The sequence below is a fragment of the Streptomyces sp. RB17 genome (genome assembly GCF_009604455.1).
Taxonomy (GTDB): Bacteria; Actinomycetota; Actinomycetes; order Streptomycetales; family Streptomycetaceae; genus Streptomyces.
This window is the reverse complement of sequence record NZ_WEGL01000005.1, coordinates 678,028-695,622: the sequence shown is the minus strand read 5'-3', so window position 1 is coordinate 695,622 and position 17,595 is coordinate 678,028. Positions and strand designations below refer to the sequence as shown.

Sequence of the window (17,595 nt, the reverse complement as noted above, 5' to 3'; positions counted from 1 at the left end):
TGTTTCGAAGTGACGGAGTCACTTGCTGTGGGGACGTCAGCTGGCACCACGGCAGGTTCTCGGCGTGTTCGTGGTGAGGACAGCGACGACGTGGTGGGAGCACTGTCGCGCGGAGCGCGTCCATGGGGGGTGGTGGTCGGGCCGGCGGGTGGGAGCGCTGAGGTTCTGCCACCCGCACCGCTACGCACATCACTTTGAGACAGTCCCTAGCGCGTGGGGTGCTGCTGCTCAGCGCCTCGTCTCGTACCTGGTCAGGACCACGCCGCCGGGAAACGTCCGCGTCTCCACCAGGTTCAGGTTCACCCAGCTGTCCAGCGCGGTGAAGAACGGCGTGCCGCCACCCACCAGGACCGGGTGGGTGGCGATCGTGTACTCGTCGACCAGCCCGGCGCGCATGGCCGCCCCGGCGAGCGTTGCGCCGCCGATGTTCATCGGGCCGCCGTCCTCGGCCTTGAGCCGGGTGATCTCGGCGATCGCGTCGCCGGTGACCAGGCGGGTGTTCCAGTCCACCTTGTCGATCGTCGAGGAGAACACCACCTTCGGCGTGTCCCGCCAGTTCCGCGCGAACTCGATCTCCGCCGGGGTGGCGTTGGGCTGCTGGTCGCCGGTCGGCCAGTAGGAGCTCATCGTCTCCCATAGCTTGCGCCCATACAGCGACAGGCCACTCGCCTGCTCGTGGTCGAGCCACCACTGGAACAGCTCGTGGCTCGGCGGTCCGCTCCAGCCGATGTCGTCGCCGGCCGCGGCGATGTAGCCGTCCAGGGTCAGGTTCATGCCGTAGATCAGTTTCCGCATGGTCCAGCCTTCCGTCCGTGGGTGTCCGGCGTACAGACCAGCGCGGCGCGGGAAACTCATCGGTGCGCGATCTGGGCTCGCCGGTAGTCCTCGTGCTCGGGGCTCAGCGTGGTGTACTCGGCTGACACGGGCAAGCCGCCTGATCTCGACCTCGCCCTCGCCCTCGCCCTCTCGAGGAAATGCCACGGATTTGAGACTGATCATGAGTGACAAGGCCGTGAGACAGTCAAGAACGCCCAGGTCACGCAAGATCGGCATGTCGCGAGCAGCGAGACCCCACATCTATCGGGTTGCGGACCCGTGCGGGTTCGGGGCCCGGTAGAACTGTGGGTGTGACGCGTGCGCAACCGACTGATGCTGATTGGGAGTTCATTGCTCCGTTCCTGACGATCGGGGAGTTCTGTCCGTATCCGGAGAATCTTCCGGCCCAGTTCCAAGGTGTGGTGTGGAAGTTCCGGTCGGGTGCCCAGTGGCGGAGATGCCCGGCCGGTTCGGGCCGTGGCAGACGGTGTATGACCGGTTCCGGTACTGGCGGAAGGCCGGCGCGTTCACGACCCTCCTCGATGGTGTGATCGCCGAGGCCGCAAGACAGGGCGGGACGGACTTGTCGCCGGTCAGCGTGGGCTCGACCACGGCCCGCGCGCATCACGATGCAGCCGGACTACCCGTCGACGCCGAAGTCCTGGAGGCACTGGAGAAAGCGGCCGCCGAAAAAAGGGGCGACGCGAAGAACAAGACCGGCAAACCGACCCGTCAGACGAAGAACGCCGGCGGTTAAGGCACTGCCGCAGGGCCCGCTTGGCCGCCGCTGACCTGGGACGTTCTCGCGGCGTCTCACCACGAAGATCCACCTCACCGTCGTTGCCGCCTGCCGCCCACTGGCCATCCTGGTCACGGCCGAGCAGGCCGGCGACAGCCCTCGATTCATTCCTGCCCTGGAACGGATCCGGATCCGCCAGCCGCTCGGCAGGCCCCGCACCCGGCCCGGCGCGGTCGCCGGGGACAAGGCCTACTCATCCCGAAAAGACCGCGCCTACCTGCGCAGACGCGGAATCAAAGCCGTGATCTCCGGGCCGCGGGAACAGGCCGCGAAACGGGAGAAAAGGGCCGGGCAGGCGGTCGACCGGTCACCTGCGATCCCGACCTCTACCGCGAGCGGAACACCGTCGAACGCGGTATCAACAAGATCAAAGCATGGCGGGGCCGCGCCGGCCGCTACGACAAAGACCCCGCCAACTACCAGGCCGGACTCGAACTCCGTGCCGCACTCCCCTGGATCCGCAGCCTCCAACCCGACCACTGATCACAACACCAGACAGGCCCTAGCTGTATTGATCACGAGCGTTGTTAACACGGCCGGTCTTGATCATGGCGAAGGCCCCCGTGTGTGGTGGAGGTGTCGAATCTTCACCGCACGGAGGCCTTCGTGTCCCACCGTAATGCCCGGCTGACCGTTCACGGCAGGCGGCTGCTCGTCGAACGAGTCCGCTCCGGCCGTCCCGTCGCCCACGTCGCCGCGGAGATGGGCATCTCCCGTCCTACAGCCCACAAATGGATCCGGCGCCGGCGGTCCGAGGGCGAGAGCGGACTCATCGACCGCTCCAGCCGTCCCCGCAGGACACCGCACCGGACCACGGCTGCCACCGAGGAGCAGGTCTGCAGGCTGCGGCAGGACCGCAAGCCGGGCCCGGCACGTATCGGACCGATCCTGGGCCTGCCCGCCTCCACCGTGCACCGCATCCTCACCCGGCACGGCCTGAACCGTCTGGCCCACCTGGACCGGCCCACCGGCCGGCCCATCCGCCGCCACGAACGCGACCGGCCCGGCGAACTGGTCCACGTGGACGTCAAGAAGCTCGGCCGGATCCCCGACGGCGGCGGCCACAAAGTCCTGGGCCGACAGGCCGGCCGGGCCCGGCGAAGCAGCGTGGGCTTCGATTACGTCCACTCCGCCGTCGACGACCACAGCCGTCTCGCCTACAGCGAGATCCACCCGGACGAGAAGGCCACCACCTGCGCCGCCTTCCTCCGCCGGGCCGCGGCCTTCTTCGCCACATGTGGGATCGACAGCGTCGAGCGGGTCCTGACCGACAACGCCTGGCCCTACCGCAAAAGCTTCGCCTGGCGGCAGGCCCTGACCGACCTCGGCGCGACCGGCAAGCTCACCCGCATCTACCGGCCGCAGACCAACGGCAAGGTCGAACGCTTCAACCGCACCCTGCTCGACGAATGGGCCTACCTACGGCCCTACACCACCAACCAAGAGCGGACCGACGCCCTGACAGACTTCCTCCACACCTACAACCACCACCGTTGCCACACCGCACTCGGCGGCCACCCACCGATCAGTCGTGTGAACAACGCTTCAGGTCAATACACCTAGCCCACTCGCCGTCATGTCCGATCCAGGGACCCAGGAACGGCATGGCTGCGAGTTGGAGTCGAACTCACGGAACCAGCTCCGTGGAGCACGACGACGAACCCCTGAGTTCCCACCGAGAGCCCTTCTGTTTGCCTGAACTCACGGCACTCGTCGGGCATGAGTAGTTGCGGTACAGAAGGTGCCGCTGAGATTGATCTTGCTGAGGTTCGGCTAGATGATCAATTCCAAGGAATCAGTGATCGTACGAAGTCAGCGAACGGAGGGTGTCTTGTCCGGTGTGATCGTTGTGCCAGATCACGGCGGTCAGCGCGAGTGTGCGCTGCATGACGCGGGCAATGACACCGCGGGGTGTGCGTCCTCGGTGCTGTTCGAGGTCGAGCTGTACCTTGAGGGTCTCGTTGACCGAATTGATGACCTGCCGCAAGGGCTTGAATAGGGATCCGCCGGACCGCTGCCGTTCGTTTTTGTGCGTCGGCCGTAGCAACTGGATTCCCTGCTGGGCGAGTTCTTGTTCGAAGTGGGGGCCGAAGTAATTCTTGTCGCCGATCAGCGTCTGGCCGGGCCGGGCGGTGAGGAGGTGCGGTTCGGCCGCGAGCAGGTCCAGCAGGGTCTCGCGCTCGTCGGCCTTGGCCCCGGTCAGGGCGAAGGCGATCGGCAGGCCGTGGAGGGTGCACACCAGGTGCAGCCGCAGGCCCCAGAAGAAGCGGCTGTGGCTGGCGCAGTAGCCGTATTCGGCCCATCCGGCCAGGTCGGAGCGTTTGACGGTTTCGCGGGAGCGGCCGCATTCCACGGGTGTGGAGTCCACTATCCACACGTCGTCGCTCCAGATCGAGGTGTTGGTAGCGAGGATCCGGGGTGATACGGCGGAGCAGGTCGGCCGCCTTGCGTAGCCGCTTGTTGTAGCCGGGTTGCTGCGGCAGATATCGGAAGAGGTGCCGCAGGTGGGCCCGGGCATGGCGGAGCCACCTGGCCTCGGAGGTGAAACCGAGGATGGCCTGCATCATCGCAAGGGTGACCAGCTCGGCGTCGGTGAGCTGCGGCGCGATTCCCACGGCCGGCCGCCACGGCGCCAGGTCCGGGCGCTCCTTCAGCAGATCGTCTGTTGTCGCATAGAGTGCCGTCGCGAGGGTGTCCAGTTTGTTCGTCACACAACGATCTTGGACACCCTCGTTCTCGTCTCCGCAGACATGTGACCGAGCGCCACACAGTGGGCTGTTTGAGCACCTTCTGGCATCTCCCTTGATCGCGAGGAAGATCCCGCAGGTAGGGTCGGCTTGACGACGGTGCCACCTGGGGGGCTGATGACGGCGGCGGATGCAGTGCCCATAGTCTTCGTTCATGGGACGCGCTTTAGCGCGGGACAGTGGAGCATGCAGCTTGCTGCACTCCGGGACGAATTCCCGGTAGTCGCCGTCGACCTGCCCGGCCACGGGGAGCGCTCGGCTCAGCCCTGGAGCCTGAGCACTGCGACGGAGATCATCGCTTCCGCGGTGGACTCGCTCGGCCGCGGGCCGGCTCTGGTCGTCGGGCACTCGCTCGGCGGATATGCCTCGCTGGAGTTCGCGCGGCGCTGCCCGGAACAACTGCGCGGGCTGATCCTCGCGGGAGCCAGTGCCTCCACCCGCGGCCTCCGGGCAGCGCCCTATCGGTGGGTCGCCAGGCTGGTCCATCGCATGCCGGCGGATCGCCTGGCCCGGTGGAACGACCGGCTGCTACTGCGGCTCTACCCACGGGAAGTGGTGGAGGCGACCATCCGTTCCGGCTACGCCTTCCATACCCTGCCAGCGGCCTGGAACGAGGTACTCGGACGCTTCGACGCGGGCGCGATGCGTTATGTGAAGGCTCCGGTCCTCATCCTGAACGGTGAGAAGGACGCCATCTTCCGGACCAGGGAGGCGGACTTCGCCCGCACGCATCCGCACGCTCGCGTCGAATTGATCCCGCGGGCAGGACACCTCGCGAACTTCGACGAGCCAGATGCCTTCACTGATGCTGTCCGCCGCTTCGCCCGCCAGCTTCCTGCCGTCAACTGAGCGCGCCACAGCCAGGATCCCCCGGCGCCCCTGAACACCTCGGCAGCGACCGGGCACTCAGCCTGGCCAAATGGGGCACTCCCTGAAGACAACCCTTGGAATTGATCATCTAGTTCGCGGGCGCTTCGAGCTGGCCGGGAATGGCGCCGGCGCGCAGTTCGCGCAGGTCCGGGATGTGGTTGTAGAGGGTGCCCGGGGAGACGCCCAGCAGCTTGGCGATCGAGGTGATCGAGCGACCGGGATCGGGCAGGAGGTCGCGGGCGGCGCGGATGACTTCCTCGGTGGCGACGGCGGGGCGTCCGCCGACGCGACCGCGGGCCCGGGCGGCGGCCAGGCCCTCGTTGGTGCCGATGACGATGAGCTCGCGGATGAACTCCGCGAGGGCGGCGAAGACGTGGAAGACGAGCCGGCCGCCCGGGGTGGTGGTGTCGAGGTTCTCGTGGAGCGAGGCGAAGCCGACGCTGCGCTCGCGGAGTTCGGCGACCATGTTGATGAGGTCCTGCAGGCTGCGGCCGTAGCGGTCGAGCGAGGGGACGACGAGGGTGTCCCCGGGGTCGAGGAAGGCGTGGCACGCCTTCAGCTCGGGGCGGAGGGCGTTCTTGCCAGACTTCTCGTCCGCGAAGATCTTCCGGCACCCTGCGGCGGTGAGCACGTCGATCTGCCGTTCGAGCTTCTGGCCGCCGGTGGAGACCCGGGCGTATCCGATTTTGATTTCGGTGCGGACGATCGGCTCGGCGACGAGGAGGTCCGGCCCGTCGGCCGGATCGAAGGCTGTCATGACCCCGGATCATGTCAGAAAACGGTGGTCTCGGGTTGTTGAATGCCCCTGGTTTTTGAAGGGGTTTTGAAGGCTCTGGTGGGTCCGGGCGGTTGTGCGAGGCGATCTTCAGAAAACGAAGGTTTTTGACAGCTCCCCGGATCGGCGGCGGGTGGAGGGCTTTGACGGAAGGTCTCGCGCGCTGGACAGCAGACTCTGGGCGTCCGCGCGAAATCCCCTTGCTTAATGGTCAAGAATCGTTGACCATTGCTCGCATGCCTACCGATGATCTTCCCGAGACGTTTCATGTCACCACTGACGAGCAGCTGCGCGCCGTCTCCAATCTGACGCGTCACCGGATCATGGCCGTGCTCCGCTTCGAGCCGGCGACGATTACGCAGATCGCCGAGCGGGTTGGCCTTGCGAAGGGGAGTTCCAGCTATCACGTGCGGCTGCTGGAGCGGGCCGGCCTGGTGAAGGTGGTGCGGACGCGGAAGGTGCGGGGGGTCACCGAGCGGTATTACGCGATGGCCGCACGGGCGATCGTGTTGCCGGATCCCGGCGAGGGAGGGCCGGATGTGCTGATGCGGCATGCGGTGGCGGATCTGGAGGCGTCGCCGGTGGATGGCGAGCGGCACGTACGGATGGCGCATCTGCGACTCACCGAGGAGCAGTTCGCACAGCTGGGGGCGCGGCTGCAGGCTCTGGCGGACGAGTACCAGGAGCTGTCGGATCCGTCGCTGCCGGACTCGTCGCTCGTCTTCGCACTGTTCCATCCGGCAGTGCGCGAGCAGGCCGGAGGGGGCGCCAAGTGACCTCGGACGTTCGGAAGTTGCCGACCGGGTTCGGACGGCTGTGGACCGCGCAGACAATCTCCTCCCTCGGTGACGGGGTAACGCAGGCCGCGCTGCCGCTGCTCGCGTTGACGTTGACGCGGGATCCGATGGCGCTCGCCGTCGTCACGGCCGCGGGGACGCTGCCGTGGCTACTCTTCGGGGTGCTCGGCGGTGCGCTGGTCGACCGCTGGGACCGCCGGCGCACGATGTGGGTCGCGGATACGGCACGTGCGGTGCTGCTCGGGATACCCGCGGCAGCGGCCGCGCTCGACGTCCTGAGCATTCCGCTGCTCGCGGCTGTCGCCTTTCTGCTCGGCCTCGGCGGACTCTTCTTCGATACGGCCGCCACGGCCTATCTGCCGGATCTGCTCCGCCGCGACCCCGCACTCCTGGAGCGCGCCAACTCCCGCTTGCGCGGAGCCCAGACCGCCATGTCCGGCTTCGCGGGGCCGCCTGCGGGCAGCGCGCTGCTCGCGCTCGGGCGGGCGGTTCCGCTGCTCACCGACGCGGTGTCGTTCATGCTCTCCGCACTGTTCGTACGTACGCTGCCCGCCATGCCCCGGCCCGTGCCGGAGGTCCGCGAGTCGCTGCTTCGGCAGGCGCGGGCCGGGGCCTCGTACGTCTTCCGGGACCGGGTGCTGCTCGGCCTCGCGCTCCGCCCGGCGGTCGGGAACGTCGCCTTCCTCGCCGTGGAGACCGTCCTCGCCCTCTTCGCGCACGACCGCCTCGGCATAGACACCTACGGCTTCGGCCTGCTCCTCACAGCGGAGGCCACCGGCGGCCTGCTCGGTGCAGGCATCGCCTCCTACCTTGGCCGACGACTCGGCACCGGCACCGCACTGACCTGCACAGCCGCCGTCGAAGGGCTTGCCATCCTGGGCCTGGCCGCTGCCCCGAACCCGTACGTGGCCGGGCTGGCGCTCGCCGTCTGCGGGGCCGGCATGGGCGCCACGATGGTGCTCGGGCCTTCCCTCCGGCAGGCGATCGTCCCAGCTCACCTCATGGGCCGGGTCGCCTCCACCTCCCGCATGCTGGCCATGTGCGCCGCCCCCATCGGGGCCTTCCTCGGCGGCTGGCTGGCCACCACCTACGACATCCGCACCCCGCTCTACGCCGCCGCCGTCCTCCTCCTGGCGATGACGGCCGTCACGGCATCCATGACCAGCAATCGCCGGGTCGAAGCGGCGCTGCGTGCCGCCGCCCAGGCCGGCGGTCCAGATCACCCGGCATCCAAGGAGCCCGCTCAGGAGAGTGCACCCGAGTTGTTGTGACGCCTGCCGCGAAGGCGTCCAAGCACGCCAGCCTGCCTGGGCCGCTACAGCTTCGCCGCCCGCCGGCCACGCGAGGGCCTGCGCCCACTGCGTGACCCGGCGACCGTCCACCTCGACGAGGACGACGAGGGCACCGGCGGATGACGCGGCGTCAAGGCGCGTATCGGGTCGTGGTCAATGAGCATCGCAGCTTCCGGGGCGGGTGCCCGCCTGTCTGGGGTACGGGGCCCGGCAGTCTGCGGCTGCGCCGTGTGGGCGCGAGTGACCCATAGCGGTACCGCAGGCAGGTGGCGGGGCCCGAGGGCCTCGGCTGCGTGACCGCCGGGATGGTGTGTCAGATCATGGCGAGGCGGTCCACCAGCAGCTCCACCCTCGGCTCGGCGTCCTGCGGCAGCAGCCGTCCCGCCCGGGTCAGGGTCGCGATCCCGTGCAGGGACGCCCAGAACACCTCGGTGAACAGCCCCGGATGGACGCCGTCCCCGGCGACCTCGGCGAGGGTCTCCAGCAGCGCGGCGAAGGCGTCCTTGAGAGGTTCCGGGGTGTCTTCCTGCGCGTACGCCAGTCCGCCGTCGAGCTGGAAGATGGCGTCGTAGACGGCCGGGTTGCGTGTGGCGAAGTCGAGGTAGGCGCGGGCGAGGGCGGAGACCCGGGCGCGGGGGCCGTGCGCGGCCGAGGTCGCGGCGCGCACGGTCGTGGCCATTTCGGTGGCGCCCTCGAGGGCGACGGCGCCGATGATCTCGCGTTTGCCGCGGAAGTGGCTGTAGAGGACGGGCTGGCTGTATTCGATGCGTTCGGCGAGCCGGCGGGTGGTGACGGCGTCCCAGCCCTGCTGCTCGGCGAGTTCGCGGGCTGTGGCCACGATGAGGCGCTCGCGGTCCGCCCGTTCGCGGGCCTTGCGTTCCTGTACCGACATGATTCGATCCTAGCATCGCTAGACAACCAAGCGGCAGCAGTACTAGCGTTGCCCCATCGGCTAGCAACGCTAGATCCCGGGAGGGGCATCATGCTCAACGCACTCGAGGTCGTCACCACCGTGGTCGTCGGCGTGATGGTGGGAGTGGAGTTCTCCGTCGCCTTCGTCATCAACCCGATCCTCAACGCCCTCCCGGAGGACAGCGGCCAACTCGGCCACGCCCACGGGGGCCGGATGCTCGGTGCCGTGATGCCCATCTGGTACATCGGCTCGCTCATCCTCGTCGCGGTCTGGGCCATCGCCGGATGGCACCACCACGGCACCGGCCTGGTCGTCACCGCCGGCGCACTGCTGATCCTCAGCGTGGTCATGTCGCTCCTGCTGCTCGTCCCGATCAACAACCAGGGCAAGACGTGGACCCCTGACAATCGGCCCGCCGACTGGAAGGAGCAGCTGAACCGCTGGAACCGCTTCCACTACGTCCGCGTCGCCGTCATCATCGCCGCCTTCGCCCTGCTGGTCGCCGCCCTCACCTGACCCGGCGGACCGGCGCCGCACACGCGACGCACAAACCCCACTCCCCGGGCGGCAGCGGGCCACCGATATCCCAACATCCGGGAATGCAGCTGCCGCTCAGATCCCACCACTGCGATCCCGACAAACCATGCCCCTCGATCAGCCGCGTCCGCGCGGCCTGATCAGGCCCCACACGACTCAGCAAGCTCCACGAAGCTCACCAGGCCGGCGAAGACTCGCAAGGAGAAGAACAATGTCATTGAAGAAGATCAACACCGTCCTGGCCGCCGCCTTCATCCTCTTCATCCTCTGGTTCGGGACGGAGTTCATCGTGAGCCCGGAAACGACCGCTCCAAGCTTCGGCCTGCCGAGCTGGCCGTCCGGCGACGGCGACGGCTTCCTGATCATCAAGGGAATCCGCGACGTCGTCATGGCCCTGGTCCTGGGCATCCTGCTGGTGACGGGCCACCGCCGGGCGCTGGGCTGGGCGCTGCTGGTGGAGGCCCTCGCCGCGTACGGCGACATGGCCACGGTGCTGGCCCACCACGGCTCCGTGGCCACCGCGCTCGGCGTCCACGCGCTGACCGCGACAGTGATGGTGGCCAATGGCCTGCTGATAATGCGTGAGACCCGCAAGGTCGCGGCCGCTCCGGCAACACCCGCCCCGCAGCCCGCCTGACGCCACCTTGGCGCGTGTCGGTATCGCCTGCCGGCGCCCGCCGGACAGAACGAGGCGCACGATCTTCTTCCAGTGGGAAGGCGGCCTGGTCCCGTTTCTCCGGATGGCGCTTCCCTGGCCGACCGGTCGGACGCCGACGACGTCGAGCAGGCCGCCTGTCCGAAGCGCACAGCCCGGCTCGCCGTGCCGCTCGCGCGGCGGGCGCGGTCGCCTCCGCCCCCCCACACACACCCGCTGCTTCACCAAGGTGCCCCGGCTGAAGAAGGCCCTGCGGGTTCCCACCCCCGCCGACCGTGCCCCCGGACATCCGGGGCGGCCCGGTACCCCGCCGCCGGCCGCCGTCGACCCGGATCTGCCGAGCGCGGACATCCGCATCGGCTACGCCCGCTGCTCGACGCTCGGGCAGGGACTCGACTCCCGGCTCGACGCGCTCGCCAAGCACGGCATCCCGAGTGACAAGGTCTTCAGCCAGAAGTTCAGCACTCGGGTGCGGGTCCGCCCCGCGTTCGAGGAGGCGCCGAAGACTGCGCGGGAGATCAAGGCCCATGCCCCGCACCGCCAGGCTATTTTCACCGCGTATGAGATGAAGCGCCTCTGCCGGGACGCCGCCGAACTCACCGCGCTCGCGCACCACCTCACCGCGTACGGCCTGGTCCTGGAGATGCTCGCCGGGCCGCTGCCCGGCATCTACGACCCCACCGGGCCGGGCTAGCTGCTGTTCGCGTTCTTCGCGGCGATGGCGGAGACCGAGCGGGAGAACATCCGCGAGTCGACGCTGGAAGGGCTCGACACCGCGGCCCGCAAGGGCAAGCACGGCGGCCGGCCACCGGTCATCACCGACGACATGCTGCACGCCGTGCTGCGGCGCCGCGCGGGCTTCGAGTCCGTCGAGCAGATCCAGCCCGACCTGATCATCCCGACCGGCAAACGCAAGGGTCAGCGCCCCAGCGTGACCGGCGTCCACCGGGCCCTCGCCGAGCACGAGAAGGCGCGAACGTATCCCGAGGCGATCGAGGCGGCTCACGCCGACTTCGTTGTCCTCCAGAACGCTGCCGACGTCCCGCATCCCCGTCCGGCCCGCACCCTCACACCGGCCGCCGAGACCCCTGAAGCGCTCGCACGACCCGTCCGGCATCGTGTTCACCGTGCTCGCGGCCATGTCGGGCATGGAGCGCGAGTACGTGGCCCTCCACCTGCGCGACCAGGAAATGAGCCTGCGCGACATCGCCAAGCGGATCCTCATCACCACCGGCGCGAAGAAGGCCCGCCACCGTCATGCGGATACTCCGCGAACACCACGAGCAAGCCGCCACGGCGGCGAGCACGTGGTCACCCCGCTACTTTGCGGCTGGTGTCTGAGCTAGGACACCGGGGCCTGGGAGGAAGCTCTGGCGCCATTGATCGTGACCGGCTTCGAGCGCAATGCGAGGGTGGCGAAGCCCAGACCAAGCCCACAGGTTCGCGGCCACCTTGACGGGGTCGCGCGGACTGCGGCCCTCATTGACCGTGCCGCGGCGGAGCTTGCCGCGGCACGGTCGAGGATAGGGGTGAAGCGGCGTGGTGTCAGAGACTGAAGACGCGTTCGGCCTCGCCGCGGTGGGTGGTGTGCAGCTCCCAGTAGACCGGGGAGATCTGTTCGGGCTTGGCCGTCGGGAATCCGGGGATGACCGAGATGCCGATCGACACGTCGATGCCGACGTGGGCGGCCTGGACGCCGCTGTCGGCCAGTTCCTTGTGCAGGTTGATCGCCCAGTTGCGCAGCGCCGCGGCGGCGGCGTTGACATTGCCGACCTGTGGCACCGGGTCGATGGATCCGGCGCCGGTGGTGTACAGCAGGGTGCCGACGCCGGACTTGCGCATCGCGGGCAACACCGCCTGCGTGGCAGCGATTGCCCCGTAGAGCTGGAACTCCATCTCGTACTGCACCTGCGCGGGCTCAGTCGCACTCGGGGTGGTCAGGACGGTCGAGTCCAGCCCTCCGACCGGGGAGTACTCCAGGACGTCGATGCCGCCGAAATGTGCGGCAGCGTCCTGCAGCGCCTGGGTGAGCGCGTCGCGGTCGAGGACGTCGGCGGGGAACGCGGCGGCAGTGATGCCGTCGGCGGCCAGCTTGCCGGTCATCTCGTCGAGCTTGGTGCGATTGCGGGCGATCAGGGCGACATTGTGGCCCTGGGAGCCGAAGGTGCGGGCGATGGCGAGGCCCAGCTGGGGGCCGGCGCCGACGATGGCGGTGGTGGGCATGGGAAGCCTTTCGTGGGCAAAATGGAAAGGCATATCCGTTTTTCGATCCGGATAGCCCTTTCCGGTTCGCTGATGAGCGTAACACGGGAATCGGATAGGGCTTTCCGGTTTGCTAGTCTGGCTGGCATGAACCCTGGGGACCAGCACACCGGCGGAACCGACTCCGGCGCCCAGCCGTTGCGTAGCGACGCGGAGCGCAACCGGGCACGGATCATCGCCGCCGCGCGTGCGGTGTTCGGCCGCGACGGGCTCAACGCGTCAATGGCCTCGGTCGCGCGCGAGGCAGGGGTGGGGATCGCCACCATGTTCCGCCGCTTTCCAGGCAAAGAGGAGCTGCTCGCCGCGGTCTTCGCGGACCGGATGGACGCCTACGTGCGAGCCACCGCCGAGGCCCTCGCCGACCCCGACCCGTGGAGCGGCTTCACCGGCTACATCGAGACGGTCTGCGCGATGCAGGCTGCCGACCGCGGTTTCGCCGACATTTTGACCATGAGCTTCCCCGGTGCCGAGGCCCTGGAGGCGTGTCGCGCCGAGGCATATGAGGGTTTTCTGGAACTCATCGCCCGCGCCAAGGACAGCGGACAACTGCGTGAGGACTTCACCAGCCGGGACCTCGTCCTGCTGCTCATGGCCAACGCCGGCGTCCTGACCGCCACCGGCGACGCGGCCCCTGACGCCTGGCGTCGCCTTGTGGCGTGGATGATCCAGTCCTTCCGGGCCCCCGCCCGCGGCCCGCTGCCGGACCCTCCGGAGGACGCCGCGCTGTATCAGGCGATGCTCCGCGCGAGCCGTGACATCACTGCACCCGAGGTTGGAAAGAGCGGGAAGGGGAAGTGAGGTGACCGGGACCCCTCCCGGCCCCGAGATCGCCCGCAAGCACGTCGTTCCGTCTGGCAAGAACAAGGGCGACCGCCCGCACGCACCTGATGAAGGCCTCTGCGTCGCGTGACGCCGTGGCCCTCAGTCGTCCTCGTCCTCGGCGTCTTCGACAGCGTCGGGGTCCCGGAGGGGGCGTTGGCCCCGGCCGGAGCCGCTGGCCTTGATGTTGGACAGGTAGCGGCCCAGGAAGTTGATGTGCCGGTCCTTGAGCGGAGAGAGCCGGGCGACGTCCTCGTCCTTGATGTCGTGGCCCTCGGCGCGGAGCTGAGTGACGGCCGCGTCAAGGTAGCGGGTGTTCCACCGGACGACGGCGCTGGGGACCAGGCCGAGGGCGGCGAGCTGGTTCTTATCCGAACTGGCTCAGCTCAGCGGCAGGTCCGCCTGCGGGCCGAAGTTCGCGACGGAAAGCAGTGGTGAAGAAGGTGGGTGGACGCGCGCCGTCGGGCGTGTCGAGCGCACGTCCACGCGCGATGCTCTTGAGGGGACGACGAAGCGCGGCCCGTCGACGTAGGCGAGCGGCCCGCCACCCCACATGTGTCCTGACCACGGTCAAATCGATGGTGCAGGTCTGCGTCACCAGCAGCGCGACCAGGGAGACGAGCAGGCCCTCCATGCGGGTGCGCCGGTGGCGTTGGGTGAGGAGGGCGGCGCACATCACGGCCGCCAAGCGGTATCCCCGGTGGCGTCGTAGTGCTTCGGTCCGTACCCACGATGAGAGTCCGCCAAAGGCAGGAGCCCCAGCCGACGCACGGCTGGGGCTCCTCAGGGCGGTGAGCATCGGTCAGCAGGTGGAGTCGCCCACGCCGTGAACCGCTCGTTCACGCTTCGGCGGACCGCACCACATCGCGATCACCGTGGATCAGGCGGGTCAGTGCTGCAGGGTGAGGATGCCCGGCCGCCAGGGCAGTTGGTCGTAGGGGCCGCTCGCAGTGGGGGACTTGCCCTGGTAGAGGAACTGCAGGTTGCAGGGGTCGATGGTCATGGTCTGGTCGGGGTTGTTGCGGACCAGGTCACCGTGGCTGATGTCATTGGTCCAGGTGGCACCGCTGTTGGCCTTGCCCGCGAAGGGGTTGCTCTCGCTGCCGGCCTGCGGGGTCCACGAGCCGCTCAGGCTGGAGGCCGTGAACGAGCGGAAGTAGCGCCCGTTCGCACCCTGGGCCTCGACGATCATGAGGTACTGGTTCTGGCCCTGCACCTTGTAGACCTGCGGCGCCTCGAACAGGTTGTTCGTCGTGTCGCTCATGACCGTCGTGTACGACGAGCCGAAGCTGCCCGGGAAGTTCCCGATCGGCATGCTCGCCCGGTAGATCTTGCCGTTGTCACCGGCGAAGAACAGGTACATGTTCTGGCCGTCGGCGATCAGGGTCTGGTCGATCGGGCCGGTGCTGGAGCCGGTGATGCTACCGGTGAACAGCGGCTGCGGCGCGGACCAGCCGTTGGGGTTGGTGGGGTCGCTCGACGTGCGGTAGTTGAAGGTCGACGAACCCCACTGATACGCCAGCACCCAGATGTTCTTGGGCGCGAAGTAGAACAGCGTGGGCGCCACCGCGGCTTGGCCCATCCCGGTCTGGCCGGCCGACGCCATGTCCGACCAGTTCGTGAAGGGACCGAACGCCATCGAGCCGTACGACGATCCCGACACGTTCGACGCGTAGACCAGGTGCTTGCCGTTGTACACGACGTTGGTGAAGTCCTTCAGCGCGACCCACCCGTTCGCTGGCTGCGCCAACGCCCCTGTCGACGACCAGCGGTACGTCGACGGCAGAGCACAGTTGCCGCCCGGCGGGGTCGACGCGGACAGGCCGGTCCACTTCTGGTTGCCGCCACCGTTGCACGTCCAGATATCCACCGCCGTACCGTTGGCCGTACCGGCGCCCGTGACGTCCAGGCACAGCCCGGACTCCACGCCGACGATCGTGCCGTCCGAGTTCACCCGCCACTGCTGGTTCGCACCGCCGCTACAGGTCCAGATCTGCACCCGGGTACCGGCCGTGGTGGCGTGGCCGGGGACGTCCAGGCACTTGTTGCCGTACACGGTCAGCTGGTTGCTGTCCGTCAACGTCCACTGCTGGTTGGTCCCGCCCGAGCAGTCCCAGATCTGCAGGTATGTGCCGTCGGTCTGGCTGGCGTTCGGCACATCGAGACACCGACCGGAACCAACACCGCGCAAGGCGCCGCTGGTGGCCGCCTGAGCCGGGCCGGCGACGAGCATCGCAGCCAACGCGACCAGGGCCGCAACCGCGGCGGCAAGCACCACAGACAGACGTCTGCGACTGAAACTTCCTCTGCGCATGGGGACCTCGTAATCCTTGAGCAAGCGGTTCCGGTCGGCCCCGTCAAAGGCTGTCCGGACTGTCGATGGGGTGCGGTTCGCAGCGGTCCGTGGGCACCGGGCTGACCCCTTGCGACTCCCCGGTCCTGCGAGATCCTCTGAAAGACCGGTGGCGCCCGATGCCTTCGGGCTACTGCGAAATGCACCGGCCTGCGTCGGACGTTGAGCGTCGCGGTGCAAGCCCGCCGTCGGCGTGCGACGACGGGAGAAGATTTGATTTGATGCGTCCATGACATATCCATCGTTCGGCATGCTCCTTGCGGCTCGGCCATTGCGGTGGGTGTGACCTGGGGCGCCCTGCTGTACGAGTACGTGTTCGTGATATCGAACACACGTCGAAGTATCGAGCAACTTGGATGATAGGGAACCAGTGAACGGCGTCAATACCTCTCGCATGATTCGATAGCTACGCCGAAACATTCGCACACACCCGACTTTCCTGCCTGCCCTGCTTGCGCCGTGGCCTCGGGCGGTGTCGTGGGAGATCTCCTGCTCGGCGCGGACGGTCGCCGTGGCGGTGACGGCGGGTTCGCCGTTGCCGGGGTTGGGGACGTAACGCGGATCCGCGCCTGAGCCGACCTGGATGCCGATGATGGTGACCGGCCTCGAACCGGTGGAAGGTCGGCCACAGTGGCACTTCCACCTCGGCCAAGCCGTCTTCGGGGGGCTGTGGGTCGGTGGTGGCCGTGCCGATGCTTCCGATGCGGCGGATGCCGTCGCAGACGGTCATGGAACGGCCCGCGGGGTGCACGTCGCAGATGCGGACGAACACATCGGCGCTGGGAATGGAAGAGCGGACCGGATCCGGGCGACCAGCTCGCGGGCGATGACGACGGCGTCTTCCAGCGGGGTGCTGCGGAAGACGGTGACGTTCGGCGCGGCGTTCGTGCGCGCTGATGTCGACCAGCCCGGAGTCCGGGTTCAGGCTGGAGCCGCCGACAGCGGGCGTGGGATCGTCGGCATCGCAGGTGTGGCGGGTGACACCACCGTCCGATCTGCGCGTCGGGCATCTCCGGCAGGTCCTCGGCGCTGCGCACTGCGGCCAGCAGCGTACGCCGTAGCGGTGAGATGACTCCGGCCGGCCGGGCGGGGTCGAAGTCGCTGAGCGCCCGACGCTCAGCGGGCTCAGTGGGGGCCTTGGCCGCGGTTGCCGCGTACGAGTGCGGTGGTGATGCGGCGGTCGACCTCGTGGCAGGCGGGGCCTGCTCGACCGTCGGTGGGGTGGCCAGGTGCGGCGCCGGTGTTCGCGTGTCCAGGATCGCCTGGGACGCGCCGTTGGATCCGGTCGGATGCATTTCGACGATTGGAGCAGGGATCAGTGGCCCGGTTCCAGTCGGCGGTCTTACCGTCCGCGCGGCTCTGACGTCGCGGCAGCGTGCACTGCAGCCGCCTGCGAGACACCGAGAGCTGCGGCCGCCGGTGGTCGGCGGACAAGCCGCGCGGCTCGCTCCAGATCCGCTGCCCGCAACTGTTGAAGTGGGCCGGCGTGTCGGAAGCCACCGCGGGCTCGGCAGTCCGACTGTCCAGTCCCACCTCCGTCAGTGCGCGCACAGCGTGCGGGAGCAGGTTGATGCCCACTCCCCGTCGCCGCAGGCAGCAACCGTCTCGAACACGGGCGCATCACGGTGTCCGGTCTCATGCAGGCCCAGGGCCGCGGCAAGCCCGCCGGTGCCGGCAGCGACGATCGCGATCGCCATCTGAACCGCTCCCCCTGCGTCGGCCTCGCGGGAGTGGACGGCAACGTGTTGCTTTCCGGTGGCACCAGGGCCCGAGCCGGCACGAACCTGCGAGGGCTCGCAACTGCAGCGGCTGTACTGCTCGTTCACGCCGCCGTCGGCCTCAAGGGACCGCGAGCGCGGACCGCGGCCGGACGGGCGCGGCCGACGGAGGGTGTCGAAATATTTCGGACCCCACGCGGGCATTGGTTCGTAAGTTTCGGCGAACTTTCGTAAAACGAGTC

At 68.4% G+C, this 17,595-nt stretch carries 17 protein-coding genes and 3 pseudogenes; 10 read left to right on the top strand and 10 right to left on the bottom strand.

Translation table 11 applies throughout. The features are described from left to right. Positions 1-228: 228 nt before the first annotated feature. Positions 229-795, bottom strand: a complete 567-nt coding sequence (locus tag SRB17_RS24905) for a dihydrofolate reductase family protein (RefSeq protein ID WP_153542275.1) — start codon at positions 793-795, stop codon at positions 229-231. A gap of 332 nt (positions 796-1,127) precedes the next feature. Here SRB17_RS24905 and SRB17_RS24900 point away from each other — a divergent pair. Further along, positions 1,128-2,098, top strand: a pseudogene (locus tag SRB17_RS24900) (IS5 family transposase). 123 nt (positions 2,099-2,221) lie between these two features. Further along, positions 2,222-3,178, top strand: a complete 957-nt coding sequence (locus SRB17_RS24895) for an IS481 family transposase (RefSeq protein WP_323376190.1) — start codon at positions 2,222-2,224, stop codon at positions 3,176-3,178. Positions 3,179-3,410: 232 nt separating this feature from the next. Here SRB17_RS24895 and SRB17_RS24890 read toward each other — a convergent pair. Next, positions 3,411-4,326 (bottom strand): annotated as a pseudogene (locus tag SRB17_RS24890) (IS982 family transposase). A gap of 153 nt (positions 4,327-4,479) precedes the next feature. On the opposite strand from SRB17_RS24890, the gene SRB17_RS24885 reads away from it, so the two are divergent. After that, positions 4,480-5,211 (top strand): alpha/beta fold hydrolase, encoded by a 732-nt coding sequence (locus SRB17_RS24885; RefSeq protein WP_153542273.1) that lies wholly within the window; start codon positions 4,480-4,482, stop codon positions 5,209-5,211. A 109-nt stretch (positions 5,212-5,320) separates the two neighbouring features. On the opposite strand, the gene SRB17_RS24880 is transcribed toward SRB17_RS24885, so the two are convergent. Further along, positions 5,321-5,989: a recombinase family protein gene (locus SRB17_RS24880; protein ID WP_153542271.1), complete on the bottom strand. Its 669-nt coding sequence runs from the start codon at positions 5,987-5,989 to the stop codon at positions 5,321-5,323. Positions 5,990-6,243: 254 nt separating this feature from the next. Here SRB17_RS24880 and SRB17_RS24875 point away from each other — a divergent pair, with 254 nt between their 5' ends. Both SRB17_RS24875 and SRB17_RS24870 read left to right on the top strand, forming a co-directional pair. Then, positions 6,244-6,783 (top strand): ArsR/SmtB family transcription factor, encoded by a 540-nt coding sequence (locus SRB17_RS24875; protein ID WP_153542269.1) that lies wholly within the window; start codon positions 6,244-6,246, stop codon positions 6,781-6,783. Further along, positions 6,780-8,075: an MFS transporter gene (locus SRB17_RS24870; protein WP_323376189.1), complete on the top strand. Its 1,296-nt coding sequence runs from the start codon at positions 6,780-6,782 to the stop codon at positions 8,073-8,075. The genes SRB17_RS24875 and SRB17_RS24870 overlap by 4 nt, the downstream gene beginning before the upstream one ends. Before the next feature lie 334 nt (positions 8,076-8,409). Here SRB17_RS24870 and SRB17_RS24865 read toward each other — a convergent pair whose 3' ends face one another. Continuing rightward, positions 8,410-8,988 (bottom strand): TetR/AcrR family transcriptional regulator, encoded by a 579-nt coding sequence (locus tag SRB17_RS24865; protein ID WP_153542267.1) that lies wholly within the window; start codon positions 8,986-8,988, stop codon positions 8,410-8,412. Positions 8,989-9,078: 90 nt separating this feature from the next. On the opposite strand from SRB17_RS24865, the gene SRB17_RS24860 reads away from it, so the two are divergent. The 4 genes from SRB17_RS24860 (at position 9,079) to SRB17_RS24845 (ending at position 11,547) form a co-directional block, all read left to right on the top strand. After that, positions 9,079-9,525 (top strand): DUF1772 domain-containing protein, encoded by a 447-nt coding sequence (locus SRB17_RS24860; RefSeq protein ID WP_153542265.1) that lies wholly within the window; start codon positions 9,079-9,081, stop codon positions 9,523-9,525. A 232-nt stretch (positions 9,526-9,757) separates the two neighbouring features. Further along, positions 9,758-10,183 carry a DUF4267 domain-containing protein gene (locus SRB17_RS24855; RefSeq protein WP_153542263.1) on the top strand — a complete coding sequence of 142 codons (426 nt, stop codon included), beginning with the start codon at positions 9,758-9,760 and terminating at the stop codon, positions 10,181-10,183. A 247-nt stretch (positions 10,184-10,430) separates the two neighbouring features. Further along, positions 10,431-10,895, top strand: coding sequence for a recombinase family protein (locus tag SRB17_RS46590; protein ID WP_323376188.1), 465 nt, complete (start codon positions 10,431-10,433; stop codon positions 10,893-10,895). Positions 10,896-11,319: 424 nt separating this feature from the next. Continuing rightward, positions 11,320-11,547, top strand: coding sequence for a hypothetical protein (locus tag SRB17_RS24845; RefSeq protein ID WP_228396232.1), 228 nt, complete (start codon positions 11,320-11,322; stop codon positions 11,545-11,547). 199 nt (positions 11,548-11,746) lie between these two features. Here SRB17_RS24845 and SRB17_RS24840 read toward each other — a convergent pair whose 3' ends face one another. Further along, on the bottom strand, positions 11,747-12,424 hold the full coding sequence (locus SRB17_RS24840; RefSeq protein ID WP_153542261.1) for an SDR family NAD(P)-dependent oxidoreductase: 678 nt from the start codon (positions 12,422-12,424) through the stop codon (positions 11,747-11,749). Between the two features lie 126 nt (positions 12,425-12,550). Here SRB17_RS24840 and SRB17_RS24835 point away from each other — a divergent pair, with 126 nt between their 5' ends. Continuing rightward, positions 12,551-13,261: a TetR/AcrR family transcriptional regulator gene (locus SRB17_RS24835; protein WP_153542445.1), complete on the top strand. Its 711-nt coding sequence runs from the start codon at positions 12,551-12,553 to the stop codon at positions 13,259-13,261. A gap of 123 nt (positions 13,262-13,384) precedes the next feature. Here the strand turns inward: SRB17_RS24835 and SRB17_RS48550 are convergent. The 5 genes and pseudogenes from SRB17_RS48550 to SRB17_RS24810 form a co-directional block, all read right to left on the bottom strand. Then, positions 13,385-13,639: pseudogene (locus tag SRB17_RS48550) on the bottom strand (Tn3 family transposase); the annotation flags it as partial. A gap of 10 nt (positions 13,640-13,649) precedes the next feature. Then, on the bottom strand, positions 13,650-13,970 hold the full coding sequence (locus tag SRB17_RS24825; RefSeq protein WP_153542259.1) for a hypothetical protein: 321 nt from the start codon (positions 13,968-13,970) through the stop codon (positions 13,650-13,652). Between the two features lie 201 nt (positions 13,971-14,171). Continuing rightward, entirely contained in the window at positions 14,172-15,596 is a 1,425-nt protein-coding gene (locus tag SRB17_RS24820; RefSeq protein WP_153542257.1) for a non-reducing end alpha-L-arabinofuranosidase family hydrolase, read from the bottom strand. A 445-nt stretch (positions 15,597-16,041) separates the two neighbouring features. After that, entirely contained in the window at positions 16,042-16,422 is a 381-nt protein-coding gene (locus tag SRB17_RS48545; protein ID WP_416237084.1) for a CocE/NonD family hydrolase C-terminal non-catalytic domain-containing protein, read from the bottom strand. 751 nt (positions 16,423-17,173) lie between these two features. Continuing rightward, positions 17,174-17,332, bottom strand: a complete 159-nt coding sequence (locus SRB17_RS24810; protein WP_153542255.1) for a hypothetical protein — start codon at positions 17,330-17,332, stop codon at positions 17,174-17,176. Positions 17,333-17,595: the final 263 nt, after the last annotated feature.